This is a genomic window from Nonomuraea sp. NPDC050680 (assembly GCF_040654555.1).
In the GTDB taxonomy this organism is placed as follows: domain Bacteria; phylum Actinomycetota; class Actinomycetes; order Streptosporangiales; family Streptosporangiaceae; genus Nonomuraea.
The window spans coordinates 833,877-860,286 of the sequence record NZ_JBFAIF010000004.1; the positions used below are offsets into that span (position 1 = coordinate 833,877).

At 70.3% G+C, this 26,410-nt stretch carries 21 protein-coding genes; 13 read left to right on the forward strand and 8 right to left on the reverse strand.

The features are described from left to right. The first annotated feature begins 17 nt into the window (after window positions 1–17). Both AB0H88_RS19465 and AB0H88_RS19470 read left to right on the forward strand, forming a co-directional pair. Complete coding sequence (locus AB0H88_RS19465; protein ID WP_357646219.1) at window positions 18–881, forward strand: acetylxylan esterase; 864 nt, start codon at window positions 18–20, stop codon at window positions 879–881. Next, window positions 878–2,062 carry a hypothetical protein gene (locus AB0H88_RS19470; protein ID WP_357646221.1) on the forward strand — a complete coding sequence of 395 codons (1,185 nt, stop codon included), beginning with the start codon at window positions 878–880 and terminating at the stop codon, window positions 2,060–2,062. Before AB0H88_RS19465 ends, AB0H88_RS19470 begins: the two co-directional genes overlap by 4 nt. 69 nt (window positions 2,063–2,131) lie before the next feature. On the opposite strand, the gene AB0H88_RS19475 is transcribed toward AB0H88_RS19470, so the two are convergent. After that, complete coding sequence (locus AB0H88_RS19475) at window positions 2,132–3,109, reverse strand: aldo/keto reductase (RefSeq protein WP_357646222.1); 978 nt, start codon at window positions 3,107–3,109, stop codon at window positions 2,132–2,134. Window positions 3,110–3,177: 68 nt separating this feature from the next. Between AB0H88_RS19475 and AB0H88_RS19480 the strand changes: the two genes are divergently transcribed. Next, window positions 3,178–3,849 carry a class I SAM-dependent methyltransferase gene (locus AB0H88_RS19480; RefSeq protein ID WP_357646224.1) on the forward strand — a complete coding sequence of 224 codons (672 nt, stop codon included), beginning with the start codon at window positions 3,178–3,180 and terminating at the stop codon, window positions 3,847–3,849. A 215-nt stretch (window positions 3,850–4,064) separates the two neighbouring features. Here the strand turns inward: AB0H88_RS19480 and AB0H88_RS19485 are convergent, their stop codons facing one another. Then, window positions 4,065–5,669 (reverse strand): family 43 glycosylhydrolase, encoded by a 1,605-nt coding sequence (locus AB0H88_RS19485; RefSeq protein ID WP_357646225.1) that lies wholly within the window; start codon window positions 5,667–5,669, stop codon window positions 4,065–4,067. Between the two features lie 145 nt (window positions 5,670–5,814). Between AB0H88_RS19485 and AB0H88_RS19490 the strand changes: the two genes are divergently transcribed. Next, a complete protein-coding gene (locus tag AB0H88_RS19490; protein ID WP_357646227.1) occupies window positions 5,815–6,315 on the forward strand; it encodes a SigE family RNA polymerase sigma factor in 501 nt (166 codons plus the stop codon). After that, window positions 6,312–7,433 carry a hypothetical protein gene (locus tag AB0H88_RS19495; protein ID WP_357646229.1) on the forward strand — a complete coding sequence of 374 codons (1,122 nt, stop codon included), beginning with the start codon at window positions 6,312–6,314 and terminating at the stop codon, window positions 7,431–7,433. The genes AB0H88_RS19490 and AB0H88_RS19495 overlap by 4 nt, the downstream gene beginning before the upstream one ends. 99 nt (window positions 7,434–7,532) lie before the next feature. On the opposite strand, the gene AB0H88_RS19500 is transcribed toward AB0H88_RS19495, so the two are convergent. From AB0H88_RS19500 to AB0H88_RS19520, 5 genes are read right to left on the reverse strand one after another with little or no spacing between them, the layout of a single operon-like run. Then, on the reverse strand, window positions 7,533–8,777 hold the full coding sequence (locus AB0H88_RS19500; RefSeq protein WP_357646230.1) for a right-handed parallel beta-helix repeat-containing protein: 1,245 nt from the start codon (window positions 8,775–8,777) through the stop codon (window positions 7,533–7,535). Between the two features lie 59 nt (window positions 8,778–8,836). Then, entirely contained in the window at window positions 8,837–10,612 is a 1,776-nt protein-coding gene (locus AB0H88_RS19505; RefSeq protein ID WP_357646232.1) for a glycoside hydrolase family 13 protein, read from the reverse strand. 6 nt (window positions 10,613–10,618) lie between these two features. Beyond that, window positions 10,619–11,458: a sugar ABC transporter permease gene (locus tag AB0H88_RS19510; RefSeq protein WP_357646234.1), complete on the reverse strand. Its 840-nt coding sequence runs from the start codon at window positions 11,456–11,458 to the stop codon at window positions 10,619–10,621. Continuing rightward, the gene (locus AB0H88_RS19515; protein ID WP_357646236.1) at window positions 11,455–13,023 is read right to left on the reverse strand and encodes an ABC transporter permease subunit; all 1,569 of its coding nucleotides are present in this window, start codon (window positions 13,021–13,023) and stop codon (window positions 11,455–11,457) included. The genes AB0H88_RS19510 and AB0H88_RS19515 overlap by 4 nt, the downstream gene beginning before the upstream one ends. Window positions 13,024–13,027: 4 nt before the next feature. Continuing rightward, on the reverse strand, window positions 13,028–14,308 hold the full coding sequence (locus AB0H88_RS19520) for a maltose ABC transporter substrate-binding protein (protein ID WP_357646237.1): 1,281 nt from the start codon (window positions 14,306–14,308) through the stop codon (window positions 13,028–13,030). Between the two features lie 268 nt (window positions 14,309–14,576). Between AB0H88_RS19520 and AB0H88_RS19525 the strand changes: the two genes are divergently transcribed. The 3 genes from AB0H88_RS19525 (at window position 14,577) to AB0H88_RS19535 (ending at window position 18,392) form a co-directional block, all read left to right on the forward strand. Further along, window positions 14,577–16,064 (forward strand): glycoside hydrolase family 13 protein, encoded by a 1,488-nt coding sequence (locus AB0H88_RS19525; protein WP_357646239.1) that lies wholly within the window; start codon window positions 14,577–14,579, stop codon window positions 16,062–16,064. 92 nt (window positions 16,065–16,156) lie between these two features. Continuing rightward, entirely contained in the window at window positions 16,157–17,497 is a 1,341-nt protein-coding gene (locus AB0H88_RS19530) for a HAMP domain-containing sensor histidine kinase (protein ID WP_357646241.1), read from the forward strand. Window positions 17,498–17,573: 76 nt separating this feature from the next. Then, window positions 17,574–18,392 (forward strand): SAM-dependent methyltransferase, encoded by an 819-nt coding sequence (locus AB0H88_RS19535; RefSeq protein WP_357646243.1) that lies wholly within the window; start codon window positions 17,574–17,576, stop codon window positions 18,390–18,392. Window positions 18,393–18,436: 44 nt separating this feature from the next. On the opposite strand, the gene AB0H88_RS19540 is transcribed toward AB0H88_RS19535, so the two are convergent. Further along, a complete protein-coding gene (locus AB0H88_RS19540) occupies window positions 18,437–19,777 on the reverse strand; it encodes a cation:dicarboxylase symporter family transporter (RefSeq protein ID WP_357646245.1) in 1,341 nt (446 codons plus the stop codon). A gap of 105 nt (window positions 19,778–19,882) precedes the next feature. Between AB0H88_RS19540 and AB0H88_RS19545 the strand changes: the two genes are divergently transcribed. The 5 genes from AB0H88_RS19545 (at window position 19,883) to AB0H88_RS19565 (ending at window position 26,399) form a co-directional block, all read left to right on the forward strand. Then, the gene (locus AB0H88_RS19545; RefSeq protein WP_357646247.1) at window positions 19,883–21,400 is read left to right on the forward strand and encodes a sensor histidine kinase; all 1,518 of its coding nucleotides are present in this window, start codon (window positions 19,883–19,885) and stop codon (window positions 21,398–21,400) included. Next, window positions 21,397–22,062, forward strand: coding sequence for a response regulator (locus AB0H88_RS19550; protein WP_357646249.1), 666 nt, complete (start codon window positions 21,397–21,399; stop codon window positions 22,060–22,062). The genes AB0H88_RS19545 and AB0H88_RS19550 overlap by 4 nt, the downstream gene beginning before the upstream one ends. A gap of 73 nt (window positions 22,063–22,135) precedes the next feature. Continuing rightward, window positions 22,136–24,172, forward strand: coding sequence for an N-acetylneuraminate synthase family protein (locus tag AB0H88_RS19555; RefSeq protein WP_357646251.1), 2,037 nt, complete (start codon window positions 22,136–22,138; stop codon window positions 24,170–24,172). An 11-nt stretch (window positions 24,173–24,183) separates the two neighbouring features. Beyond that, window positions 24,184–25,164, forward strand: a complete 981-nt coding sequence (locus tag AB0H88_RS19560) for a glycosyltransferase family 2 protein (protein WP_357646253.1) — start codon at window positions 24,184–24,186, stop codon at window positions 25,162–25,164. Further along, window positions 25,161–26,399 carry a polysialyltransferase family glycosyltransferase gene (locus AB0H88_RS19565; RefSeq protein WP_357646255.1) on the forward strand — a complete coding sequence of 413 codons (1,239 nt, stop codon included), beginning with the start codon at window positions 25,161–25,163 and terminating at the stop codon, window positions 26,397–26,399. Before AB0H88_RS19560 ends, AB0H88_RS19565 begins: the two co-directional genes overlap by 4 nt. The last annotated feature ends 11 nt before the right edge of the window (window positions 26,400–26,410 follow it).

Below are 26,410 nucleotides of genomic sequence, written 5' to 3' on the forward strand. Positions count from 1 at the left end.
TGAACGACGGTGAACCAATGAACGACGGTGAACCAATGGACTTCGACGGCTACTGGTCCGCCGTCGACGAAGAGTTGGCCGCGATCCCTGCTCGGCCCGTGCTCGACCTGGTGCCGGCGCGGACGACGGACGAGGCGACCAGCTACACCGTGCGGCTCACCAGCACCGGGCCGTACCGCGTCTTCGGTCAGCTCAGCATCCCGGCCGGTGACGGGCCGTTCCCCGCGCTCCTGCGGACGCCGCGCTACGGGAGCGTCAACGACATGCCGCATCCGAACGATCGGAGCCGGTACGTCGTGTTCGGCCTGACGCACCGTGGTCAGCGGCTGGCCGACGAAGGGTTCTCGGCGGCCTACCCGGGATTGCTGACGATGGGCATCGACGACCCGGCGTCGTACATCTACCGCGGGATCGCGGCGGACTGCCTGCGGGCCGCAGAGTTCCTGATGAGCCTGGAGGAGGTCGATCCGGCGCGGGTGGCCGTGAGCGGGGACGACCTGGCGCTGCTGACGGCTGCGCGGCGGCCCGGGTTCAGCGCGGTCCGGCTCTCAGAGTTGCTGTTCTACCGGGCGGCAGAGGCGCGGCTGAAGTCGAGTCACTATCCCCTCGAGGAGCTCAACGATCACCTCCGTGCCGGCTCGTCGGCGCAGATCGTCGGCAATACTCTTGCCTCCTTCGATCCGGTCCGGCATGCGTCCGCGGTGACCGCTCGGACGTTGCTCGCCGTCGACGATCCCGACTGGTGTGCCGCGCTGGTCGAGGCCTTGCCTGCCGCGAGTGTCTACAAGCTGACCCACCTCGACGGCACCGACAACGACTTCCTGGATGCCTGGCTGGCCGAACTCTCCGGGGTTCCACCGATGTCGAAGTTCCTCGTGTGACTCATCCATTCGGGGTCCGGCCCGTCATCAACGCCTCCGCGACACTCACCGCACTGGGCGGCTCGCTGATGCCGCCTTCGGTGCTGAAGGCGATGACGGAGGGGGCGGCCCACTTCGTCGACCTGCCCGAACTCCACGACCGCGTCGGCGAGCGCCTGGCCACGCTCACCCGTAACGAGGCGGCCTGCGTGACCTCTGGTGCCGCGGCGGCGATCACCCTCACGGTGGCGTCGTGTGTCGGTGAGCCCGCGCAGGCGTTCCCGGCCGATGCCGAGGTCGTCATGTTCGCCGGCCAACGCAACGGCTACGACTACGCGGCCCGCCTGACCGGCGCCCGCATCGTGGAAGTCGGCCCGTCGATCGAGGAGCTCCGAGCCGCCCTGGTACGACGCCCCGCCTGCCTGCTGTGGTTCGCCGGCGCCCACTACGCGGCGGATGCTCTGCCGATCGAGGACGTGATCCGAGTCGCCCGGGAGCTCGCCCCAGCCGGCCCGGCCCCCGCCGGCACCCCGGGCCTCACCGGTCCACCGGCTGTGCCGGTGATCGTGGATGCGGCGGCCCAGATTCCACCCGTCTCCTCGCTGTGGCGATTCACCGCGGAGCTCGGTGCGGATGCCGTGATCTTCAGCGGTGGGAAAGGGTTGCGCGGACCGCAGTCCAGCGGGCTGGTGCTGGGGAAGCGGTGGATTGTCGACAGGTGCCGTGCGCATGCGTCACCGAATCAGCAGATCGGGCGCGGGATGAAGGTCGGGAAGGAAGAGCTGCTCGGGCTGTACGCCGCGGTCGAGTGGACGCTGGAGCAGGACGAGGAGGCGCTGCTCGCGAGCTATGAGCAGATTGTCGACCGGTGGATTGCCGGCTTGCGCGGAGTGCCGGGTGTCGTTGCCGAGCGCGGGTACCCGAGTGAGGCGGGCCAGCCGCACGGGCGAGCGGTTGTCCGATTGCTGACGACCAGCGGCTGGACCCGGGACGGGTTGGTGCGGGCTTTGTGGGACGGGGACCCGCGGATCGCGGTCGGCGTGTTCGGCGTACCCGACGACGCGATCGCGCTGAACCCGCAGACGATCGAGCCGGGGGAAGACCTGGTGGTTCTCGATGCACTGGTCCGGCACTTAAGCCGGTTCACCGACGGCACGGCCGGCCCCGCCCCGACCCCGGCCCGCGGACCCGGCCAGCAGTAACCTGGCCCCGAACCGGCGCCCCCTCGGCCCGCGCGTCTCGGGTCCGGCTTGTGACCAGCGGTGGCTTGCTTACCAGCGGTGGTGGATCTGGGGGCGGATCAGCTCGTCGTAGACGGCCGTGACCGCCGTCCGGGTCTCCTCCGTGAGCGCGGGAAGCCTGGCCGCGGCGGCGTTGGCGCCGGCCTGCCGTGCGTCGCGGGCCCCGGGGATGACCACGCTGACGCCGGGCTGGTCGATGATCCACCGCAGCGCGAACTGGGCGGTCGTCATCCCCTCCGGCACCAGCGGCTTGAGCCTCGCCACGGCCCGCAGCCCGGTGGCGTAGTCGACGCCCGAGAACGTCTCACCGACGTCGAACGCCTCCCCGTGCCGGTTGAAGGCGCGGTGGTCGTCGTCGGAGAAGCGGGTGTGCTCGTCGTACCGGCCCGACAACAGGCCGCTGGCCAGCGGGACCCGGGCGATGACCCCGACCCCGGCCGCGGCCGCCGCCGGCAGCACCTCCTCCAGCGGCTTCAGCCGGAAGGCGTTGAGGATGATCTGCACGGTGGCGACGTTCGGCCGTGCGATCGCGGTCAGCGCCTCCGCGCAGGTCTCGACGCTCACGCCGTAGGCGGCGATCCTGCCCTCCTCGACCATGGTGTCGAGCGCGTCGTAGACCGCCTGGTCCGAATAGACCGGAGTCGGCGGGCAGTGGAGCTGCACCAGGTCGAGGGTGTCCACGCCGAGATTTTTCCTGGACCGGTCGTTCCAGGCCCGGAAGTTGTCCAGGGTGTAGGCCGACACCTCCTGCGGTACCCGGCGCCCCATCTTGGTGGCCACCGTCAGACCGGGGCGTTCTTTGATCAACTGCCCGACGATCCGCTCGCTGCGCCCGTCGCCGTACACGTCGGCGGTGTCGATGAACGTCACCCCGGCGTCGACGGCGCCGTGCAGCGTGGCCAGCGCGTCATCCTCTCCGACCGCGCCCCAGTCGGCGCCCAGTTGCCACGCCCCGAGGCCGACCACGCCGACCTGCCTGCCCGTCCTGCCCAGCTCACGCTTCTCCACAACCCCGATCGTAAGGGCACATACCTTCCCATTAGACAAGACGCAACGGTGCGTCTAATCTATGTGTCATGACAAACACTCTGCACTCTCCGCTGGTCCGTACCGTGCTCGACCGACTGTTCGCCGCCGCGGCACTCGACGACGACGCGCCGCGCGGGCCGCTCCCCGGCGGCTCCCTGGAGACCGCCACCGCCCAGGAGCGCGCCGACGCCCTGGCGGCCCTGTACCTGCCGATCTCCGCTCGGGGCGGCGACCTCCTCTACACGCTGGTGCGGGCCGCCCGCCCGGAGACCGTCGTGGAGTTCGGCACCTCGTTCGGGATCTCCACGGTGTACCTGGCCGCCGCGGTCGCCGACAACGGCACGGGCCGGGTGTACGGCACCGAGATGAGCGCGGCCAAGGTCGCCACCGCACGCGCGAACCTGGCCGAGGCCGGTCTCGGCGACGTGGTGACGATCCTGCCCGGCAACGCCCTGGACACCCTCGCCGACGTGCCAGGACCGATCGGCCTGGTGCTGCTGGACGGGTGGAAGGAGCTGAGCCTGCCGGTGCTCCGGCTGCTGGAGCCCCGGCTGGCGCCGGGCGCGCTGGTGGTGGCCGACGACGTCACCTTCGCCTCGATGGCCGACTATCTGGACTACGTACGCGATCCGGCGAACGGATACGTCAGCGTCGCCTTCCCGGTGGAGGACGGCATGGAGATCAGCTGCCACACCGGCGCCGCCACGACGTACAGCTGACAGGAACGTACAGCTGACAGGACGTACAGCTGAACGGATCGGCCGACGCTCAGGCCGGAGGAAGAAGGGCCCCTTCGATCGGGCTGGAGGCGATCGCCTGACCGCGCTGCTCGACGGGGAGCGGCCGGACCACGACCTCAGCTTCCGCCCCCGCATCGAGGTCCGTGGCAGTACGGGGTCCCGCCCCTGGCCCGTGACGCGCCGTGCCGACGGTTCTAGCGGGGATGGATGGTCACCGGGCCGAAGACGGCCGTGCCCTCGCCGGAGGTTCCAGGCGGGGCGGCGGCGAACAGGCCGAGCTCCGCCGAGATCCAGCGCCCCTGCTCCGCCTGGAACCCCTCGAAGCCGGTGACCCAGCCGTCGTCACCAGCGCCGTCACCAGCGCCCGCCCCCGCATCGGCGCCGTTGCGGAACCGCAACGCGCAGATCCCCGCGTCATCGGAGTCGATCCGCAGCCCAACGATCGCGGCCTCATCGGGCAGTCGCGTGCTGAACCGCCTCACTTCGCCCTCGTCACCGTCCTCAAACGTCCGGACCTCGACGCTGACCCCGTCACGGTCGCGCGCCAACCCCACGTACGCGTAAGAGGCGCCCAGCACGAGCACTCCGGCCCTGGTCCCCGGCTCGTCCGCCGCCAGCCGGAGGGTGGTGGTGAACTGCGCGGCCACGCCGGGCATCTGCTGGCCGAGCACCTGTGGCAGGTTCCGCAGGTTGCCCCGGTCGTTGGGCATCGCGCGTAGTCTCGCGTGACCGTCGCCGTCCAGACGCAGCAGGCCGGGAGCCGGATTCGCCTGCCAGTGCCACTGCGGCCCGAGCTTCCTCGCCCGGAAGTCGTCGTCCCGCTCCGGCTCCATCTGCTCAGCACCGGCGGGGTGAGGGTCCAGCGCCGAGGCCGAGTCAAGGCCCGCCTCCGAGGCGCGGGCCGGCGCCGGGTGCTCCAGGACGGGACGTCCGTCCACCCCCATCTCCGGCCACCCGTCGTCCCCCCAGCGCATCGGCTGCAGGTGGACCACCCGTCCGAACACGCCACGGTCCTGGAAGTGCAGGAACCAGTCCTCGCCCTCCGGCGTGGTGACCCAGGCCCCCTGGTGCGGCCCGTTGACCGGCGTGTCACCCTGCTCCAGGACGACGCGGTCCTCGTACGGGCCCGACAGCGACCGTGACCGGAACACCGACTGCCAGCCGGTCGCGACGCCCCCGGCCGGGGCGAAGATCCAGTACCAGCCATCGCGCTTGTAGACCTTGGGCCCCTCCAGCGTCGAGTAGCCGGGCAGGGCATCCCCGTCGATGACGGTGACGGGCGTGCCGATGATCTCGCGGGCGTCGGGCGTCATCTCGACCAGCGACAGCCGGTTGCTGATGCCGCTACGGCTCTTCGCCCACCCGAACACCAACCAGGCGCGGCCGTCGTCGTCCCACAGCGGGCAGGGGTCGATCACACCGGGCCCGGGGAGCAGGAGGTGGGGCGCCGACCAGGGCCCCGCCGGGTCCGCCGCCGTCAGCACATGAACCCCGTGGTCGGGGTCGGGGTAGAAGATCCAGAACAGGCCGTCGTGATGCCTGATGGAGGGTGCCCACGCTCCGCCGCCGTGCCGGGGCACCGAGAAGTGCTCCGCCGGCGGCACGGCGGGCAGCGCGCGGCCGATCAGCTCCCAGCGCAGCAGGTCGGGCGAGCGCAGGACGGGCAGCCCGGGCGCGCGGTTGAAGCTCGACGCGACCAGGTAGTACATCTCACCGACGCGGATGACGTCCGGATCAGGCCAGTCGGCGTTGAGCACGGGGTTGCGATACGTGAGCCGCCCGGCCGGTTGGTCTGCCATCTGTCCAAGCTCCCGCAGCTAGCTGGGAAAACGTTTCCCCATTATTCTGGCACGCCCTCCGTCGCCACTCCGGTCCAGATCTGATTCAACGGTTCGGCCCCTCGGCCCGTCTATGCCGTGACGGACCAAGGAAAGGCACAGGCCATTGGAAGACATTTCCCGCTTCGAGGACTTCGTCGCGGAACGGGCCGATGCCCTGCTGCGCTACGGCTACCTGCTCAGCGGCAACCCGCACGACGCGGCCGACCTCACCCAGGAGGCGCTGATCCGGCTGCACCGGGCCTGGCCCCGGGTGCGCCAGAAGCAGGCTCCCGAGAGCTACACCAGGATGATCATGGCCAGGTTGCACATCAGCGTCTGGCGGCTGCGCAGGCGCGAGCGGCTCGACTGGGCGTTGCCCGAGACCGCCCAGCTCGACGTGTTGCCCTCCGGCATCGAGCAGGACCTGTGGCAGGCGCTGGCCGGCCTGCCGCGCAAGCAGCGGGCCGTGCTGGTCCTGCGGTACTACGAGGACCTCGCCGACGAGGAGATCGCCGGGGTGCTCGGCATCTCCCGGGGGACCGTGCGCAGCCACGCGTCGCTCGGCCTGGCCAAGCTCCGTTCCACCGTGCCCCACCCCTCAGCGATCGACGGGAGCCTCGCATGACCGACCAGTTGGAATCCCATCTGCGTTCGACCCTCGGCCACGCCGCCGAGCATGCGCCGAAGGCGCCTTCCGGGCTGCGTGCCGAGGTCGTGTCGCGGTCGCGACGGCGCAGGACACGCAGCCAGGCCATCGTCGTGGCACTGGCCGTCACCGCCGTGGCCCTGCCGGTCACGCTGACGGCCACCGGCGGGCAGCAGGGTGACGTCGTCGCCATCGGCACCATCAACCCAGGCCACCGCATCCCCAGTGCCATGGACGGCAAGACCCCGCTGGGTGAGCGTCTGGTGATCGACAACCCGTCCGAGGAGCGGCCCCTGACCCTCTGGTACGCCAAGGGAAAGACGGGCACGGTACTCTGCCAGATCTACGAGAGCCGGAACGGCGTCATGATGGAACGGTGCGGCAAGCCGCTCGATGACCGGAAGGTTACCGAGCAGGGTTCGACCGAGTCGTTCCCCGCGCCGTCCACGGGCGTAACCCTGTACTTCGGCACCGCGCGGGCCGAGGTCGCCCGTGTCACCGCCGTGATCGAAGGCGGCGGCGAGGCCACCGGGCTGATGTACCGGCCGAAGGGCGCTCCTCAGGGCATCTGGACTGTGTCCGCGCCCTCAGGTCAGAGGGTGACGGCGTTCGAGTTCGCGGACGCCCAGGGCAGAACCGTGTCACGGCTCAAGAGAAATCCCACGAGCTTCGCCAAGGCCGTGGGCGAGCCGGTCGGCCCTGCCGTGCAAATGCCAGGGGGTCTCTCCGTGGATCTCTACAAGAAGACACCGAGCAAGCTGCTCTGGAAGCTGAACGGGCTGGCTATCGTCATGCACTTCGTCGAGCCCGACCGCCTGCTGACCGACCTGGACGGCAAGAAGTACCCCGTGGAGCTGGCCGAGCACGACAAGCGCTGGCTGGGCATCGCCAGCGCGAAGACCGCCCGGGTCACCCTGCTCTTCGGCGACGGCCGGTCCGTGTCGGCCGTCACCCGGCCGGACCCGTGGAACCTCGGCATTCGGTTGTTCGCCGGGACCTACGATCGTGCCCGCAACATCAGCTACGAACGCTTCCAGATCATCGGCTACGACGAGGCGGGCGTGCAGATCTGGCAGCAGACGCACGAGAAGCGCTGAACGAGTGACCGCCCGGGCGGTCACATCACAGCTGCCCGGCGGGGTTGGTGAGCAGGCGATATCCAGAATTACAGGCTATATCCCGAAATACAGGGAGGTTCAGCGCTGAAAGGCGCCGGCGTTCGGGGCGGCGGGCAGGCCCGCGATGTCCGTGCCGCCCGACGCCCGGCCGAACCACGCGGCACCGAGCCGGACGCCCCGCCCCATCGCGGGCGAACCGGGCCGCAGGTGGAGGTCCGTACGGGAGACGAAGCGGGGGTCCGCCTTCACCGACTTGGGCCCCAGCTTGAACGCGTACGTCCGCCCCTTGTACACGCCGCCCGCGTCGTCGGCGCCCTTCCCGTCCTCGTACCCGGCCTGACCGCCGACCGAGATCGCGTTGTTGCGCAGCTTGAGTATCGACGGCGAGCAGCCACCGTGGCAGGACCAGCCGATCGTCGCGCGCGCGGGCAGGTAGACCGAGTTGTGCACCGCGATGGTCCCCGTCACCGGGCCGACGATGTGCTGGGGGCCACGGGTGATCAGGAACGATCCATGCTTGCGTGAGGAGGTGACCACGTTGAAGGCGAACACGTTCCCGGCGGCCGTCTTCCCCTTGCGGGCGCCGAGTTCGGTGAACGTCTCGTTGTCGCGGGCGGTGTTGTGCGTGATCAGGTTGCGGTCGCCGTCGAAGATCTCGACCGCCGCCCCGTCGAAGCCGTAGTCGTTGCTCGGCGCGTAGCTGCCGGTGATGGTGTTGCCGGTCACCGTGTTGTCGTCGCCGTTCAGCAGCACGCCGAACGCCCCGGAGTCGTTGTCGGGCTCGGAGTCGTTCACGCTCATCCGGGCGTTGGACGTCAGCGTGCTGTCCCTGATGACGTTGCGGGAGCCACTGGGGGGCACCAGCACGCCGGCGATGTTGCGGTCGGCCCGTACGCCGACGAGCTCGTTGCCGTCGCCGCTCAGCTCGAATCCCGCCCATTGGCAGCCGGAGGCGCGCAGGCCGCTGATGCGCCAGTGGTTGCCGCTCACGACGACGCAGTTGCCGTCCATGCCGGAGATCTTCGCCATGGGGCCGGTCCCGTACGGCTGGATGACGATGGGTTTGGCCGCCGTGCCCTTGGCGGTCAGGGTGAGCGTGCCCGTCCACTTGCTGCCGCGTTTGACGCTGACCGCGTCGCCGGGTTTGAGGTCGGCGGCGCCGATCTTCTCCAGTGACTTCCAGGGCTTGGTGGCGCTGGTCCCGGCAGCCGAGTCGTCGCCCGTCCGCGAATCGACGTAGTAGGTGGTGCCCGCGCGGGCGAGAGCCGAAGCCGGGAGGACGGGCGCGAGCGAGGCGATGACGGCCACGGAGAGCAACCTCATGCGTACACACCACTATCTAGTTTAAATCTGAACGCTGGGGGGTCGCCCACGCTAGCGCGTCAGCGCGTGAGGCGCCAGACACGCAGCGAAGGGCCATCACCCGGCAACACATCGGTGTCAGAAGCGTTATAAACCCCCGCCGCCCGCGTGGGAAGGGAAAGCGGCCGGCCCGGTGCCCTGCGCGCGCACACCAGCAGCGACTCCTCGGCGCTCTCCCGGAGAAAGACCAGGCAGTCGGCGTCGGCGTGCAGCCACCGCAGCCCGCCGTGGCGCAGCGCGGGCTCGGCCCGGCGCAGGCCGAGCAGGTCCCGGTAGGCGGCCAGCGTCGCGAGGTCCTGGTCGGCGGGCCGGTCCCAGGGCATGGGGGTACGCGCGTGCTCGCCGTTGACCCCCCTCAGCCCGAACTCGCTGCCCGCGAACACCATCGGCGTGCCCGGCAGCGTGGCCTGCAGCCCGAGCGCGACGAGGTGACGCTCCGCCGAGCCGGTCACGGTGCGGATGCGCGGCGAGTCGTGCGAGTCGAGCAGCTGCCATGAGTGCGCCTGCGAACGCCACGACAGGTGGGAGGCGAAGGCGCGGAACGTCGCGTAGGTCTGGAGTCCGTCACGCGACGGCACGCCGCCGGGCACGCCGAGGAAGTGCGCCAGCTCCAGGTCGGGCGAGCGCAGCCAGGCCCACACCGGCCGGGTGAAGCCGCCGTAGTTCATCGTGCCGTGCCAGCCGTCGCGGTCCAGGTCGGGCGAGGCGTCATGGCAGTGCTCGGCGATGAGCGCCGCGCCGGGCCCGATCGCGCGCCGCAGCAGGGCGGCGATCTCGTGGTTGTGGTCGTCGCGGCCGTGCCGGCCGGTCATGTTCGCGACGTCGACGCGCCAGCCGTCGAGCGGGCCCAGCCACTTCTTCAGTACGGCCGGTATCCGGGCCCGCACCAGGTCGCCGCCCCAGTTGAGCTTGGGCAGCGACTTGACCCCGTACCAGGACTCGTAGTCGCCGGTGGCGGGGTCGAAGTAGAACATCTCCCGCTCGGGCGCGCCCACGTCGGACATCGCGGCGGTGAACCAGGGGTGCGTCCGGCCGCAGTGGTTGGTGGTGATGTCGCCGATCAGCCGCATGCCGCGCGCGTGCAGCGCGTCGGCGAGCCGGTGCAGCGCCTCGTCGCCGCCGAGCAGCGGGTCGACGCGGTCGAAGTCGGCGGCGTCGTAGCGGTGGTTGGAGCGGGCCGGGAAGATCGGCGTCAGGTAGACGGTGTCCACGCCGAGCGCCTGGACGTGGTCCAGCCGCTGGACGATGCCGTCGAGATCGCCGCCGTAGAACTGCTGGGAGGTGCCGGGGCCCGAGGGGATGACCGGGTCGCGGTCCCAGTCGCGCGGCAGTGCCCAGTCCGGCAGCTCCCGCATCGGCCTGGACCTGGCGAAACGGTCAGGGAAGATCTGGTAGACGATCGCGTCGGCCAGCCACGGGGGCGGCGCCTCGTGGCAGACCAGCCGGAAGTCGGTGGCGTCGGTGACATCGTGCGTGACGAGCCCGGCGGCCGTCAGCCACGCCTGGCCGCCCGTGGTGTGCAGGAGGAAGCGGTACGGGGTGACCGGGTTGGCGGCGACGAGGTCCGCGCGCCACCAGACGTCCGTCTCGCCGTAGCCGCCGACGGCGCCGGGGGTCTCGGGCGATGCGGCGGTGAAGCGGGGTTCGCCGTCGCGGACCGTACGGACGTGCACCCCGGTGATCCCGGCCGACAGCGGCGCCCGCAGCCGGACCGTCACCGTCGAGCCGGGCGCCGGCGCCTGGGTGGAGACGTACAGAGCGGAGCCGTCGTGATGCGGCTCGCCGAGGAAGCGCAATGAGACCTATCCCTTGACGGCCCCGGCCGTGAGCCCGGAGACGATGTACTTCTGCAACCACAGGAACACGCCGACCGTGGGGACGGCGGTGAGCAGCGTGGCCGCGGCGAACATACCGAAGTTGGCGTTGCGCTGGTCCCCCGCGATCATTCCGTACATGCCCACGGCCAGCGTCTTGCTCTCCGGATCGCGCAGGAAGACGTTGGCCATGATGAACTCGCTCATCGTGCCGATGAAGGCCAGCAGCGCGGTGACCGCGAGGATCGGCGTGACCAGCGGCATGATGACCCGCCAGAAGATCTGCGCGTGCGTGGCGCCGTCGACCGTGGCCGCCTCGTCGAGCTCCTTGGGGACGGTGTCGAGGAAGCCCTTCATCAGCCAGGTGTTCACGCCCAGCGCGCCGCCCAGGTAGAGCAGCATGAGCCCCCACACGGTGTTGAACCCGAACGCGGGATAGAGCTCGGTCACCTTGGTGAAGATCATGAAGATCGTCACGATGGCCAGGAACTGCGGGAACATCTGGATGAGCAGCAGTGCCAGCAGCCCGACCCGGCGCCCCCGGAACCGCATCCTGCTGAAGGCGTAGGCGGCGAACATCGACAGCAGCAGGCTGGCGAACGACGACGTCAGCGCGACGAACACCGAGTTGAGGAACCACCTGGCGAACGGATACCGGTCGGAGGTGAACAGGTCGGCGAAGTTCCCGAGGCTCGCCCCGGTCGGCAGCAGGTCGGTGGAGGCCAGTGTGCCCAGCGGGTTGATCGCGGCCGAGACCACGAACAGGATCGGGAAGACCGCGAACACACACACCACCAGCACGAACACGTGCCGCAGCGCGAGTCTCATGCGTAGACCTCCTCCTGTCTGCGGGTCCGGCGGAACGCCACCGCGGAGATGATCGCCACGATCGCGAAGATGAACACCGAGATCGAGGCGGCGAAGCCGAACTGGGCGCCATAGGTGCCGAACGCCAGCCGGAAGGTGTAGGTGATCAGCAGGTCGGTGGCCCCCACCTGCGGGCTCTCCGCCGGGAACGGGCCGCCCTCACTGGTGAGCGCGATCGCGTTGAAGTTGTTGAAGTTGTAGGCGAACGACGAGATCAGCAGCGGCGTCAGCGCCACCAGCAGCAGCGGCAGCGTCACCTTGCGGAAGCCCTGCCACGGCGTCGCCCCGTCGATGGAGGCCGCCTCGGTCAGCTCGCGCGGGATGGCCTGCAGCGCGCCCGTGGTCACCAGGAACATGTACGGAAAGCCCAGCCAGAGGTTGACCAGGATGACCGCGAACCTGGCGGTGGACGGCTGCCCCATCCAGTCGACGTCCAGTCCGAAGAGCTGGTTGACCAGCCCGAAGTCGCGGTTGAACATGTCCCGCCAGACCAGCAGCATCGCGAAGGCGGGCATCGCGTACGGCAGGATCAGCGCGATCCGGTAGAAGCGGGTGCCGCGCATGCGCGGGTGGTGCAGCGCCAGCGCCACGGCCATGCCGAGCGCGAACGTGGCCGCCACGGAGACCAGCGCGAACACCACGTTCCACCCGAAGACCCCGATGAAGTACCCGGAGATCGTGGGGTTGGTCAGGACGCGGCTGAAGTTCGCGAGGCCGACGTTCACCTGCCAGCCCTGCGCGAGGTGCGCGCCCGTGGCGTTGACGAAGTAGCCCTGCCCCTCGTCGGCCTTCCATCGGTCGCCCTCGCCCTGGACGCAGTCGCATTGCGCGTCGTAGACCAGCGCCGAGCGTCCCTCGACCGCGCGGCTCAGGCCGTTCGCCTTGATCAGGCCGCCGCGGGTCGGTACGGCCAGCGCCGCGATCTGCTGCGCCCTGGCCGCCGCCTGCGGCGCGGTCAGCACGGTGAAGCCGGGCGCCCGCAGCACCTTGCCCGTCACGCCCACCTGGGCACCGGTCACCGGCGCGAGCCCGGCCGGGTCGCCCGCCTGGACCTGCTTGGTCTTCGGGTCCACGAGGAGGAAGACCAGCCGGTCGCCCTTCAGCGCCGTGGTCAGGCTGTACTCGGGTGAGCCGGGCGCCTGCCGGACGGAGCCGGTCTCGATCGCGGTGATGGCGGCCTGCTTGTCGCCGCGGTGGCCGTCGCCGAAGTTCGTGAACGCCGTGCTCACCGTGTAGAGGACCGGGAACACCTGGAAGGCGATCAGGAAGATCGTGCCGGGGATCAGGTACTTGGCCGGGATGAAGCGGCGGGTCAGGTAGAGGTAGGCGATGGCCGCGGTGGCCAGGCCGAGGACCACCAGGGCGGGCCACGACCCGGCGGCGACCAGGGGCGGCGCCGCGTACACCAGGAGCGCCGCCGCCACCGCGAGCACCACGACCCTGCTGACCAGGAACGCCGTGGTGATCTCGCGGCGGGGCCGCGGGGGAGCATGGGATCCCGCGGCCGCACGCACGTCCAGGGTCATGACGTCAGTTCTTGAGCGAGCTGTCGATGGCCTTCTGCGCGGCCTCGGCGGCCTTGGCCGCGTCGCCGCCCTTGACCACCGCCGCCTCGGCGATGCCGAACGGCTCCCAGACGGCCTGCATCTCGGGGATGGCCGGCATCGGCAGGCCGTTCTTGCCCGCGTCCATGAACTTGCCCGCGTCGGGGTCGGTCGCGCCGACCTCCTGTAGCGCCTCGGTCAGCGCCGGCGGCCGGGGGTCGGCCGCGTACAGGGCCTTGGCCACGTCCTTGTTGGTCACGTAGTTGGCGACGAACTCCTGCGCCAGGGTCTTGCTCTTGCCCTTGGAGGCCACGAAGAACGACTGGACGCCGACGAACGGGGTGGCGGGCTTGCCGTCCTTGAACGACGGGACGGGCGTGATGTCGTAGCTGATGCCGCCCTTCTTCACGTCGCCCATGGCCCAGGGGCCGGAGATCAGGAACGCGCACTTGCCGCCGGCGAAACTGGCGACGTAGTTCTCGTTGGTGATGGAGGTCTTGAGCGCGCCGTCACCCTTCTCCCCCAGCTCCTTCAGCTTGCCGAACGCCTTGACCGAGTCGGGCGAGCCGAGCAGCACCTTCTTCGGGTCCGGGTCGCCGGAGGCGGTGGTGCCGAACAGCGAGCCGCCGCCCGCCGCGAAGATCGAGTAGACGTGGAAGGCGTCGCCCTTCTGCGCCACCGGCAGGCAGAGCACCTCCTTGACCTTGCCCGCCGCCTTGAGCTCCTTGCCCTTCTTGACCATGTCCTCGAGCGTCGCGGGGGCCTCGGGCGCGAGCTTGGTGTTGCGGATCAGCGCGATGTTCTCCACCGCGTACGGCGCGGCCATCACCTGCCCGTCGAAGGTGACCGCCTTGATGGCGATCTCCGGGAAGGCCGCCTTCTGCGCGTCGGTGAGGTTGACCGGGTCGATGGCGCCGTTCTGCACCAGGTTGCCGATCCAGTCATGCGCGCCGACCATGATGTCCGGGCCGCTGCCCTGCTGGGAGGCGGTGAGGAAGGTCTGCTGGTTGTCCTTACTGATCTCCTTCACCTCGACGGTCACGCCGTTCTCGGTGCCGAACTGCTCGGCGAAGGGCTTGAGCGCCTTGACCCGGTTGGGGTCGGCCCAGATCACCAGCTTGCCGCTGCCCTTGTCGGCGGGGGCCGAGGCGGCGGCGGCGGAACCGCTGGGGGCGGCGGAGGGGGTGCCGGGCTGAGAACCACCGCAGGCCGTGGCGGTTAATGCCAGGGACGTGAGAGCGGCCACACCCAGGGCTCGCTTGCGCATGGGACCTCCTGAGGTCACGGAGGGAGCAATTGACCGCTTTCGCGGCTTATGTTTCCGGGACGTTAGCGACTCTTTGCAAAATTTGGAAGAACTTGCGAAAGAGCGTTACCCGATCCAGACCCGCTGGATACTCCCTTGACCTCGTCAACCGATCGCCGGGGAGAAGTGGGGCCCCATCTGCAACTTTCCGCAACTTACACTTGACCCCACTCAACCATGCAGGCCATCCTGCACCAGACATCACGGACAATCCCCCGAAAGGACCCCCATGCTCGGCAACGACGACTGGTGGCGGGACGCCGTCGTGTACCAGGTCTACCCACGCAGCTTCGCCGACGCGAACGGCGACGGCATGGGAGACCTGCCGGGCGTGCGCGAGCGCCTGGACTACCTGGCCGAGCTGGGCGTGGACGCCATCTGGCTGAGCCCCTTCTATACCTCGCCGATGGCCGACGGCGGTTACGACGTGGCCGACTACCGCGACGTGGACCCCATGTTCGGCACGCTGGCCGACCTCGACGGCCTGATCGCCGACGCGCACGAACTGGGCATCAGGGTGATCGTGGACCTGGTGCCGAACCACTCCTCCGACCGGCACCCGTGGTTCCAGGCGGGCCTGCGCGACCGCTACATCTTCCGGGACCAGCCCAACGACTGGGAGTCCATCTTCGGCGGCCCCGCCTGGACCCAGGTGGCCGACGGGCAGTGGTACCTGCACCTGTTCGCGCCCGAGCAGCCCGACCTCAACTGGGACAACCCGGAGGTGCGGGCCGAGTTCCGCGACATCCTGCGGTTCTGGCTGGAGCGCGGGGTGGACGGCTTCCGCGTCGACGTGGCGCACGGCATGGTCAAGGCCGCCGGGCTGCCCGACGTGGGGCCGAAGGAGGGCCGGCAGGCCGAGATGCTCGGCGACGAGCGCGTGCCGTACTTCGACCAGGACGGCGTGCACGAGATCTACCGCGAGTGGCGGCCGATCCTCGACTCCTACCCCGGCGGGCGGATGGCCGTCGCCGAGGCGTGGGTGTCCTCGCCCGAGCGGCTGGCCCGCTACGTCGGCCCCGACGAGCTGCACCAGGCGTTCAACTTCGACTTCCTGCTGGCCGACTTCCACGCCAAATCCTTCCGCGCGGTCATCGAGAAGGCGCTGGCCGAGGCGGAGCTGGTGGGCGCGCCGACCACCTGGGTGCTGTCCAACCACGACAAGCCCCGGCACGTCACCCGCCACGGCGGCCTGGCCAGGGCCAAGGCGGCCACGCTGCTGATGCTGGCGCTGCCCGGCTCGGCCTACCTCTACAACGGCGAGGAGCTCGGCCTGCCCGAGGTGCTCGACCTGCCCGACGAGCTGCGGCAGGACCCGGCCTTCCTGCGCAGCGGCGAGAGCCGCGACGGCTGCCGGGTGCCGATCCCGTGGACCACCGCCCCCGGCCTCGGCTGGCGGGACCCGTGGCTGCCGATCCCCGCCTCGTGGGCCCCGCTGTCGGTCGAGGCCCAGCACGACGACCCCGGCTCCACGCTGAACCTCTACCGGGCCGCGCTGCGCCTGCGCAAGGCCCACCCGGCACTCGGCGGCGGCACGCTGACCTGGCTCGACTCGCCCAAGGACGTGCTGGCCATCGAGCGCTCGCCCGGCCTGGTCGTCATGCTGAACACCAGTGACCAGCCGGTGGAGGTGACCGGCGAGGTGCTGCTGTCGAGCGGCCCGCTCGACGCGGACGGCACCCTGCCGCCCGACACCACGGTGTGGCTCCAGCGCTGACGCGGGACGAGCCGTCGGTGTAGCCGGAGAATGGGACAAGCTTTCCTATTACCCGGCATATCGGGGCAAATGCCGTTAGTAGCCTCGATTTGATGTCACGCCTATGGGCGAGTTCTCTCCGCGGCCGCGTCACGCTGGTGGCGGCCGCCGTGGCCACCGCTGTGCTGATCCCCGTAGGGACCGGCAGCATCGTCGTGGCCAGGTCCGTGGTCGAGGCGAACGTGTGGCGGCAGACCAGGGACTCCGCCGAGCAGGTGGCGGCCGAGTGGCGCGTGGGCGACCTCCCGCTGGGTGCGACGATGCCGCTCATCGACCCCTCCGTCGACCTGATCCAGGTCGTCACCCCGAGCGGTCAGGTGGTGGCGACGAGCGACGCGGCCCGCAACCTGCCGCCGCTCAGCGACGTCTGGCCCACCGCGGACGACCGGGTCATCAGCACCACGCACTGCCTGCCGAGGCAGTGCGTCCACCTGACGGCCGTCCGCGCGTCGCCGTCGCCGGCCTCGAACGTCGTGTACGCCGGGCGCACCACCCCTGGCCTGCTGGACACGAGGATCCTGGAGGCCGTCGTGCTCGCGCAGATCCTCGTGCTCATCGCGCTGGCCACCTGGACGACCTGGCTGGTCATGGGCCGGGCGCTGCGGCCGGTGGGCGCGATGCGGGTCGAGCTCGACGCGGTCAACGCCAGCGACCTGAGCCGCCGGGTGACCCAGCCGTCAGGGAAGGACGAGCTCGCCCAGCTCGCCAGGTCCATCAACGGCACGCTGGCCCGCCTGGAACGCTCCGCCTACCAGCAGCGGCGGTTCGCCTCCGACGCCTCGCACGAGCTGCGTACCCCCATCGCCGGGCTGCGCGCGCAGCTGGAGAGCGCCCAGCTCTACCCTGAGGACACCGACTTCATCGCGCTGGTGGACAGCGCGCTGCGCGACACCGACCGGCTCGAAGCGATCATCACCGACCTGCTGCTGCTGGCCAGGATCGGCTCCCGCGTGGACGTGGTGAAGGAGCGGGTGGATCTGGCCGGCCTGGTCCGCGACGAGCTGTCGGCCCGCGACGACCGGCTGCCCGTCAAGCTGATGCTGGACGAGGGCGTCGTGGTGGAGGGGGTACGCCTGCAGCTGGCCCGGGTGCTGACGAACCTGCTGGACAACGCCCAGCGGCATGCCGAGAGCATCATCAAGGTGGTGGTCACCAGGGACGGGGACATGGCCGTACTGGCTGTGGAGAACGACGGCGTGGAGATCGCGCGGGCCGACCGCGAGTCCATCTTCGAGCGCTTCACCCGCCTGGACGCGGCTCGCAGCCGCGACTCCGGCGGCACCGGCCTGGGCCTGGCCATCGCGCGCGACGTGGCGGTGGCGCATCGCGGCGAGATCCACGTCGAGGAGTGCTCCGGCGGCGCCCGCTTCGTCCTGAGGCTGCCTGCCGTGTGACTGATCCACCTCCCGTTGGTCACCTTGTGACATGAAACGGTGGATTTACTGGTCGTTTGTCCGAGATCATGGGCGCATGACGGAACAAGCGCCGCAAGGTGTGGACCCGCACATCCCTAACGCGTCGCGGATGTACGACTACTTTCTTGGCGGCAAGGACAACTTCAAGGCCGACCGGGATCTCGCCGAACTGGTGATGAGCGTCCTTCCCGAGGTCAGAGAGGGCACCAGGCAGAACCGCAAGTTCATCGGGCGAGTGGTCGAATACCTGTGCCGTCAGGGCATCACCCAGTTCCTCGACCTCGGCTCCGGCCTCCCGGCCGCGGAGAACGTGCACGAGGTCGCCCACCGGTTCGCGCCGGACGCGCGCGTCGTCTACGTCGACAACGACCCCGTGGTCGCCGCGCACGGCCGCGCCCTGCTGGCCGACCCGAAGAAGGTCGCCATGGTGCTGGGCGACGGCCGTGAGCCGGAGAAACTCCTCGGGCATCCCGAGGTGCTGTCCGTGCTGGACTTCGACCGGCCGGTCGCGGTGCTCATGATGTTCTTCCTGCACCTGGTGCCCGACGAGGACCGGCCGCAGGAGTTCGTGGCCGCCTACCGGGACGCGCTGGCGCCGGGCAGCTACCTGGCCATCTCCCATATCGGCAACGACGTCGCGCCGGAGCAGGTGGCCAAGATCATTGACTTCTACCAGAAGGCCAACTCACCGTTCTGCCCGCGCCCCGGCACGGAGATCGCCCGGTTCTTCGGTGACTTCGAGCTGATCCCGCCGGGGCTGGCCAGTGGCCTGGGGCCGGAGATCGGCTGGCCGTTCACCGACCCACAGGAGACGATCTACCTCGACGAGGAGACGGCGCGGATGGGCTACGCGGGCATCGGCCGCAAGCTCTGACCCGGCTCAGAGCTTGCGGCATCCCCCGCTCGTCCGGCGACGACTCAGACCGGTGACATCTCCCGTCGCTCGTCGTCCGCCGCGGGCGGCTCGGGCTGTTCGTCCTCGTCCAGCAGCGTCGCCTCGTCGAACGGCACGTTGCCGGCGAGCACCTCGGTGGCTCGTTCCTTGTCGAAATCCCCTGTCCAGGTGGCGACGAGGATGGTGCCGACCGCGTTGCCGGCGAAGTTCGTCAGGGCACGGGCCTCGGACATGAACCGGTCGATGCCGACGATGAGGCCGACGCCGTCCACCAGCGCGGGCCGGTGCGACTGCAGGGCACCGGCCAGCGTGGCCAGGCCCGCTCCGGTCACGCCTGCCGCGCCCTTGGAGGCGATCATCATGAACAGCAGCAGCGCGATCTGCTCGCCGAACGCCAGCGGCGCTCCGGTGGCCGAGGCGACGAACAGCGTGGCCATGGTCAGGTAGATCGCGGTGCCGTCGAGGTTGAAGGAGTAACCGGTCGGCACCGTGATGCCGGCCACCGTACGGCTCACGCCGAGGTGCTCCATCTTGGCGATCAGCCGAGGCAGCGCGGCCTCGGACGACGACGTGGACAGGATCAGCAGGAACTCGCGCCCCAGGTAGCGGAAGAGCGGCCAGATGCCGACCTTGGCCACCATCCACAGCAGCGGGCCGAGCACGAGGCCGACGAACAGCAGGCAGGTGATGTAGAAGGCGACCATGATGATGCCCAGGGCCTTGAGCGCGTCCAGGCCGGTGGCGCCGACGACGGCGGCGATGGCGCCGAAGGCGCCGATCGGCGCCGCCCACATGATCATGGCGAGGATGCGGAACACCAGTCGCTGGATGTGCTCGACGGCCGTCAGGATCGGCGCGGCCTTGCTTCCCATGGCCAGCAGCGCGAACCCGACGAGGAGCGCGACCAGCAGCGTCTGCAGCGTCTGCCCCTCGGTGAACGCCGACACCAGCGTGGTGGGGATGATGCTGAGCAGGAAGTCGGTCGATCCGGCTGCGGCCCCCTTGGCCGCCTCGGCCTCCGCGGCCTGCTTGGCCGCGTCGGTCAGGTGCAGCCCTGAGCCCGGATCGATGAAGTTGCCGACCACGAGTCCGATGATCAGAGCTACGGTGGACATGATGGTGAAGTAGCCGATGGTGAGGCCGCCGACCTTGCCGACCTTGGCCGCCTTGCTGACCGAGCCGACGCCGAGCACGATCGTGCAGAAGATGATCGGGCCGATCATCATCTTGACGAGGTTGACGAACGCGGTGCCGAGCGGCTTGAGCTCCTTGCCGACGTCCGGCCAGACGAATCCGACCAGGATCCCTAGCAGCACCGCCACGATGACGGCCATGTAGAGAAGGTGGGTGCGATCACGACGCATGGGACGGTCTCCGGTCGTATGGGCGAGACTGCTAACCATGCGAATATGCGCTCTGTGGTGATGCAGGTCACTATTGCGTAAGTTTCGTACACTGAAGAGATTCCCATGAGCCGATGGACCCTGGCCGGCCAGATGCTGGCCCTGCAATTGTTCGTGGTCGTCCTGACCCTGGTGAGCGCCGCCACGCTCGTCTCCGTGCTGGCCGGCAACCTCGTCACGGCCGAGGCGACGGCCCAGGCCAGGGCGGCGGCCACCGCTGTCGCGGCCTCGCCCGACGTGCTGGCCGCACTCGACGCTCCGTCGCCGAGCAGCCGCCTGCAGCCGTTCGCCGAGCAGGTACGCGCCCACACGGGCGTCGACTTCGTCACCATCATGAAGCCCGACGGCACCCGCTACACCCACCCCAACCCGGCGGAGATCGGCAAGCGCTTCCTCGGCCACATCGACCAGGCCCTGCGCGGGCAGACGTTCACCGAGACCTACACCGGCACGCTCGGCCCGTCCGTGCGGGCGGTCGCCCCGGTCCGCGCGAACGGCGCGAGCGGCCCGGTGCGGGCGCTGGTCAGCGCGGGCATCAAGGTCGAGAGAGTGAGCGCCCGGCTGCGCGGCCTGCTCTTCTGGACCGGGCTCATCGCCCTGGTCGTGCTCGCCCTCGGCGCCGCCGGCACCTGGCTGGTGACCGCCCGGCTGCGCCGGCAGACACACGGGCTCGGCCCGGCCGAGCTGGGCCGCATCCACGAACACCACGACGCGGTGCTGCACGCCGTACGCGAGGGGCTGCTGCTGGTCGGCAAGGACGGCACGCTGACGCTCTGCAACGACGCCGCGCGGCAACTGCTCGGCCTGCCCGCCGACGCCGAAGGGCGGCACCTGGACGAGCTGGGCCTGTCGCAGGTGCTGGACGCGGGCCAGGAGGAGCGGGTGCACCTGGTCGGCGACCGGGTGCTGGCCGTCAACGGCGCGGCCAGCAGGCTGGGCACCGTGGTGACCGTGCGAGATCACACCGAGCTGCAGGCGCTGGCCGGGCAGCTGGACGCCGAGCGCGGGTTCGCCGAGTCGCTCCGGTCGGCCGCCCACGAGTCGGCCAACAAGCTGCACACGGTCATCACGCTGGTGGAGCTGGGCCGTACGGAGCAGGCGGTGGCATTCGGCACCGCGGAGCTGCGGGCGGCCCAGCACCTGACGGACCGGGTGATGGGCGCGGTGCGCGAGCCGGTCCTGGCCGCGCTGCTGCTGGGCAAGAGCGCGGAGGCGGCCGAGCGCGGCGGCGAGCTGGTGATCAGCGAGGACAGCGAGCTGGACGATCTCGGCCTCGACGCCGGGGAGCTGGTCACGATCGTCGGCAACCTCATCGACAACGCCATCGACGCGGCGACGCGGGTCGAGGTGCTGCTGCGGGCAGGGCCGGACGGCTTCCTCATCAGGGTGGCCGACGACGGGCCCGGTCTGATCGCGCCGGACGCGTTCCGGAAGGGCTGGACCACCAAGGGCGACGGGCACGGGCTGGGCCTCGCGCTGGTCGGGCAGGCGGTGCGGCGGCTGGGCGGCTCGATCGAGGTGGACGGCTCGGTGTTCACGGTGCGGCTGCCCGTGCCCGAGCCCGTACCGGAGTCGGTCCGATGATCTCGGTGCTGGTCGTCGAGGACGAGGAGATCACCGCCGAGGCCAACCGCATCTACGTGGCCCGGGTGCCGGGCTTCGAGGTGGCGGGCGTGGTGCGCTCGGGCGGGGAGGCGCTGCGGTTCCTGCGGCGCACGCCGGTCGATCTCATCCTGCTCGACCTGTACCTGCCCGACATGCCCGGGCTGGAGGTCTGCCGGGCCGTACGGGCGGGCGGGCTGCTGTGCGACGTGATCGCGGTCACCTCCGCGCGCGATCTGGCCATGGTGCGCTCGGCGGTGTCCCTGGGCATTTCCCAGTACCTCCTCAAACCGTTCACCTTCTCGACACTGCACGAGAAGCTGACCCGCTATGCCCGGTTCAAGGAGGAGGCCGGCGAGATCGTCGGGCAGGGCGACGTGGACCGGGTGCTCGGCACCCTGCGCGGCCGCTCCGAGCTGCCGAAAGGCATGGCCCGCGACACCCTCGACGTGGTCGTCGCCGAGCTGCGCGGGCGCCCCGCGGGGATGTCGGCGCAGGCCGTGGGGACGGCGGCCGGAGTTTCCCGGGTGACGGCCCGCAGATACCTGGAACACCTGGTGGAGCTGGGGATCGCGCTACGGATGCCACAGTACGGAGGAGTGGGCCGTCCAGAGTTGCTCTACCGGATCCCCCCGGAAAGTTAATTAAGGGGATGCTGCTCGTTCAATCCGTGCCTCTAGCTTCGGGATGCAATCCGTAAGCACTGAGGAGTTCACGTTGCGAGTCCTGGCCGTTGTTCCCGCCCGCGGTGGTTCCGCGGGTGTTCCCCTGAAGAACCTCGCGCCGGTCGGTGGAATCCCCCTGGTCACCCGAGCCGTCCGCGCCGCGCTGCGCAGCGAGCTGATCGACCGGGTGGTGGTCAGCACCGACCATGCGGGAATCGCCGAGGCCGCCAAGGAGGCGGGCGCGCTCGTCGTGGACCGTCCGGAGGAGCTGAGCGGCTCGACCGCCTCCAGCGAGTCGGCGGTCCTGCACGCGCTCGACACGCTCGGCGAGGACCCGGAAGTGGTCGTGCTCGTGCAGTGCACCAGCGCGTTCATCGACTCCGACGACCTGTCGGCGGCCGTGCGCAAGGTGCTCGACGGCGAGGCCGACGCGGTCGTGTCGGGCCTGCCCACGCACGAGTTCCTCTGGACGCCGGCCGGCGGCGGGATCAACCACGACCCCGCGTTCAGGCCGCGCAGGCAGGACCGTGAGCCGCAGTTCCGCGAGAACGGCGCGTTCTACGTCATGCGCACCTCCGGACTGCGCGAGCACGGCCACCGCTTCTTCGGCACCATCGCCGTGCAGCCGGTGCCCGTACGGCACGCGATCGAGATCGACGACCCCGAGGACCTGGAGCTGGCCCGCGCGCTGGCCCCGTTCGTGGACCTGCCCGAGCCGATCGACGTCGACGCGGTCATCACCGACTTCGACGGCGTGCACACCGACGACCGCGCCTACGTCGACTCCGACGGCCGCGAGATGGTGCTGGTCAGCCGCTCCGACGGGATGGGCATCGCGCTGCTGCGCCGCTCCGGGGTGAAGGTGCTGGTCATGTCGACCGAGCACAACCCGGTCGTGGCCGCCCGCGCCCGCAAGCTGGGCGTGCCCGTGTTGCAGGGCATCGCCGAGAAGCGGGTCGTGCTGCGCGACTGGCTGACGATCGAGGGCCTCGACCCGGCTCGCGTCGCCTACGTGGGCAACGACGTCAACGACCTGGGCCCGATGGCCGAAGTGGGCTGGCCGATCGCGGTGCCCGACGCGCACCCGCGGGTCCGGGCGGCCGCCAGGGTCGTGCTGTCCAAGGCGGGCGGCGAGGGAGCCGTACGCGAGCTGTGCGACCGGGTCGTGGCGGCCCGGCCCGCGGAGCCCACGCCCGAGGTCAGGCAGCGTCCCAGGTTCGGCCCGGTGGCGGTCGGCGAGGTGCAGGTCGGCGACGGCGAGCCCGTCTACGTCATCGGCGAGATCGGCATCAACCACAACGGCGACCTCGACCTGGCCCGCCGGCTCATCGACGTGGCGGCCGACGCGGGCTGCCAGGCGGTCAAGTTCCAGAAGCGCACCCCGGCCATCTGCGTGCCCGAGGCGCAGAAGGGGCAGATCAGGCAGACGCCCTGGGGCGAGATGACCTATCTGGAGTACAAGGAGCGGACCGAGTTCGGCTACGACGAGTACCGCCAGATCGCCAAGTACTGCGACGAGCGCGGCCTGCACTGGTTCGCCTCGCCGTGGGACGTGCCCTCCATCGACTTCCTGGAGGAGATGGACGTCGTGGCGCACAAGATCGCCTCGGCCAGCGTCGCCGACCACGAGCTGCTCCGCGCCCTCGCGGCGACGGGCAAGCCGCTGATGCTGTCGACCGGCATGTCCACGCTCTCCGAGATCGACCAGGCCGTCGAGATCCTCGGCACCGACAAGCTGATCATGATGCACGCCACCTCCACCTATCCCCTCCCGCCGGAGGAGGCGAACCTGCGCACGATCACCACCCTCAAGGAGCGCTACGGCGTGCCGGTCGGCTACTCCGGGCATGAGCGTGGCCTGCAGATCTCGCTGGCCGCGGTGACGCTCGGCGCGGTCTGCGTGGAGCGGCACATCACCCTCGACCGGACCATGTGGGGCTCCGACCACGCCGCGTCGCTGGAGCCGTCGGGTCTGGAGCACCTGGTGCGCGACATCCGGATCATCGAGCAGGCGATGGGCGACGGCGTCAAGCGCGTCTTCCCCGGTGAGGAGGCCCCCAAGGCCCGCCTGCGTCGCGTCACCGTCTGACGAGCGCGATCTTGACCACTCTGTCCGTCATCGTGCCCGTGCGTGATGGTGAGCGCTTCATCGCCGACGCGCTCGCCTCACTCTGCCGCAACGCCCGGCGCGACTTCGAGTTCATCGTCGTGGACGACGGGTCGGTGGACGCCACCGGCGCCATCGCCGAGGACTTCCGCGCCGACCTGCCCGGCCTGTCCATCCTGCGCAATCCGGCGCCGGTCGGGCTCGCCGACGCGCGCAACACCGGGCTGTCGGCCGCCTCCGGCCGGTACGTCACGTTCATGGACGGCGACGACTGGCTCGCCCCCGGCTACCTGGCCCGGCTCGTCGAGGCCATCGACGGGCTCGGCTGCGACTTCGTCCGCGCCGACCACGTACAGGTCGAGGGACGTAAGCGGGTCGTGCACCGCGCTCCGCTGGCGCGGCGGGGCGTGGTGCTCAACCCTAGGGACGCGATCCTGCCCGCGAACGTGCGGACCATGGTCGACTATCCCTACGCCTGGGCCGGCGTCTACCGGCGCTCGCTGCACGACCTGCTGCACTTCCCCGGCTCGCTGCACACCGCCGAGGACCGGCCGTGGATCTGGCGGCTGCACAGGGAGGCGGCCTCGTTCGCGGTGATCTCCCTGGCCGGGGTGTTCTACCGGCGGATGGTCTCGGGGTCGCTCACGCGGGTGGGCGACGAGCGGCAGTTGCACTTCTTCGACGCCTTCGAGCTGGTGTTCAAGGACCTCGAGGAGGAGTTCCTGCCCAAGGCCGTACGGAACTTCTGCGCGCTGCTCGCCCACCACCTGGAGATCGCCGACCGCTTCACCCCGCAGTTGCGCGCCCGGTTCGAGGAGCGCGGCGCGGAGATGGTGCGCACGCTGCCCACCGGCCTGGTGGCGGACGTGGTGTCGCGGATGTCCATGGAACGCGAGGCCATCCTGCGGGCCCTGCTGCCCGACCTCCCCCCGAACCCCCACGTGCGGCCGCGCCGCGAACGGGAGGACTCATGACGACCGTCTTCTACGCCTCGACGCTGTTCGGGGCGATGTCGCTGGCGGCCGGGATCGACGACGGCCGCTTCGCCGAGGGGCGCCGGGTCCTCATCGTGTCCAACAACGCGGCGATCCCCGAGGTGACCCTCCCGCTCGACCGGACGCCGGGCTTCGCGGTGCTGCGCTCCCGCTTCGACGAGATCCACTCGTGGAACGACCTGATCGCGCCGCTGCACCCGTCGGACTGGAAGGCCCGCGTCATCGAGGTGCCGATGATGGAACGGCTGATCCGCGCCCATCTGGGGCTCGACGACGCGACCGAGCTGGTGCTGGAGTCGATCGCGGTGCCACCCGCCCGGACGATCGCCGGGCTGGTGCGCGACTGCCCGATCACCGTCTACTCCGACGGCCTGATGAGCTACGGCCCGACCCGCGACCCGCTGCCCGCCGAGATCTTCCGCCGCATCACCCGCCTGCTGCACCTGGACCTCGTGCCGGGACTGGAGCCGCTCCTGCTCAGCGAGTACGGCGTGCCGGCCCAGATTCTGCCGGACGAGGCGTTCCTGGCGGTGGTCCGGCAGGTGGCGACGACCGCGCCCGACATGCTGGCCGGGCAGGCGATGATCCTCGGGCAGTACCTGTCCGCGCTGGAGATCGTCACGCCGGAGGAGGAGGCGGCGCTGCACGAGTCGATGCTGCGCGGCCTCGTCGCCCGGGGCTACTCGACCGTCGTGTTCAAGCCGCACCCGGCGGCCGGGCGCAGGCACGCGCAGCTGCTCAGGGCCGCCGCCGAGCCGATGGACGTGCGGCTGCTGGTCGCCGGGGAGAGCGTGCCGGCCGAGGTGTGCTTCTCGGCGCTCCGGCCCGAGCTGGTCGTGGGCTGCTTCTCGACCGGCCTGATCACGGCCGGGCGCTACTTCGGGCTGCCGGTGGCCTCGTACGGCACCGATCTGGTGCTGGAGCGGCTGGCCCCGTACGAGAACAGCAACCGGGTGCCCGCCACGATCGTCGACGCGCTGCTGCCCCGCATGGCGGCGGACGGCACGATCGAGCCGGCGCCGCGCGGCTACCTGCGGGAGCTGATCCAGGCCGTGGGTTACTGCATGCAGGCCGAGACCTACCCGGAGCTGCGGCCGGCGGACTTCGACTTCGACCCGCGCTACTTCAAGCGCAAGCGCCTGGAGACGCTCGGCCTGACGGCCAAGCCCACGGCGCTGACGCGGCTGCGCCGCAAGATCCGCTCAGCGATCTGAACGGGCGGCGC

Coding starts and splice junctions, on each gene's coding strand:
- AB0H88_RS19465 (WP_357646219.1), top strand. CDS start 18: ATGAACGACGGTGAACCAATGGACTTCGACGGCTACTGGTCCGCCGTC.
- AB0H88_RS19480 (WP_357646224.1), top strand. CDS start 3,178: ATGACAAACACTCTGCACTCTCCGCTGGTCCGTACCGTGCTCGACCGA.
- AB0H88_RS19485 (WP_357646225.1), bottom strand. CDS start 5,669: ATGGCAGACCAACCGGCCGGGCGGCTCACGTATCGCAACCCCGTGCTC.
- AB0H88_RS19495 (WP_357646229.1), top strand. CDS start 6,312: ATGACCGACCAGTTGGAATCCCATCTGCGTTCGACCCTCGGCCACGCC.
- AB0H88_RS19500 (WP_357646230.1), bottom strand. CDS start 8,777: ATGAGGTTGCTCTCCGTGGCCGTCATCGCCTCGCTCGCGCCCGTCCTC.
- AB0H88_RS19510 (WP_357646234.1), bottom strand. CDS start 11,458: ATGAGACTCGCGCTGCGGCACGTGTTCGTGCTGGTGGTGTGTGTGTTC.
- AB0H88_RS19515 (WP_357646236.1), bottom strand. CDS start 13,023: ATGACCCTGGACGTGCGTGCGGCCGCGGGATCCCATGCTCCCCCGCGG.
- AB0H88_RS19520 (WP_357646237.1), bottom strand. CDS start 14,308: ATGCGCAAGCGAGCCCTGGGTGTGGCCGCTCTCACGTCCCTGGCATTA.
- AB0H88_RS19525 (WP_357646239.1), top strand. CDS start 14,577: ATGCTCGGCAACGACGACTGGTGGCGGGACGCCGTCGTGTACCAGGTC.
- AB0H88_RS19530 (WP_357646241.1), top strand. CDS start 16,157: ATGTCACGCCTATGGGCGAGTTCTCTCCGCGGCCGCGTCACGCTGGTG.
- AB0H88_RS19535 (WP_357646243.1), top strand. CDS start 17,574: ATGACGGAACAAGCGCCGCAAGGTGTGGACCCGCACATCCCTAACGCG.
- AB0H88_RS19540 (WP_357646245.1), bottom strand. CDS start 19,777: ATGCGTCGTGATCGCACCCACCTTCTCTACATGGCCGTCATCGTGGCG.
- AB0H88_RS19545 (WP_357646247.1), top strand. CDS start 19,883: ATGAGCCGATGGACCCTGGCCGGCCAGATGCTGGCCCTGCAATTGTTC.
- AB0H88_RS19550 (WP_357646249.1), top strand. CDS start 21,397: ATGATCTCGGTGCTGGTCGTCGAGGACGAGGAGATCACCGCCGAGGCC.
- AB0H88_RS19565 (WP_357646255.1), top strand. CDS start 25,161: ATGACGACCGTCTTCTACGCCTCGACGCTGTTCGGGGCGATGTCGCTG.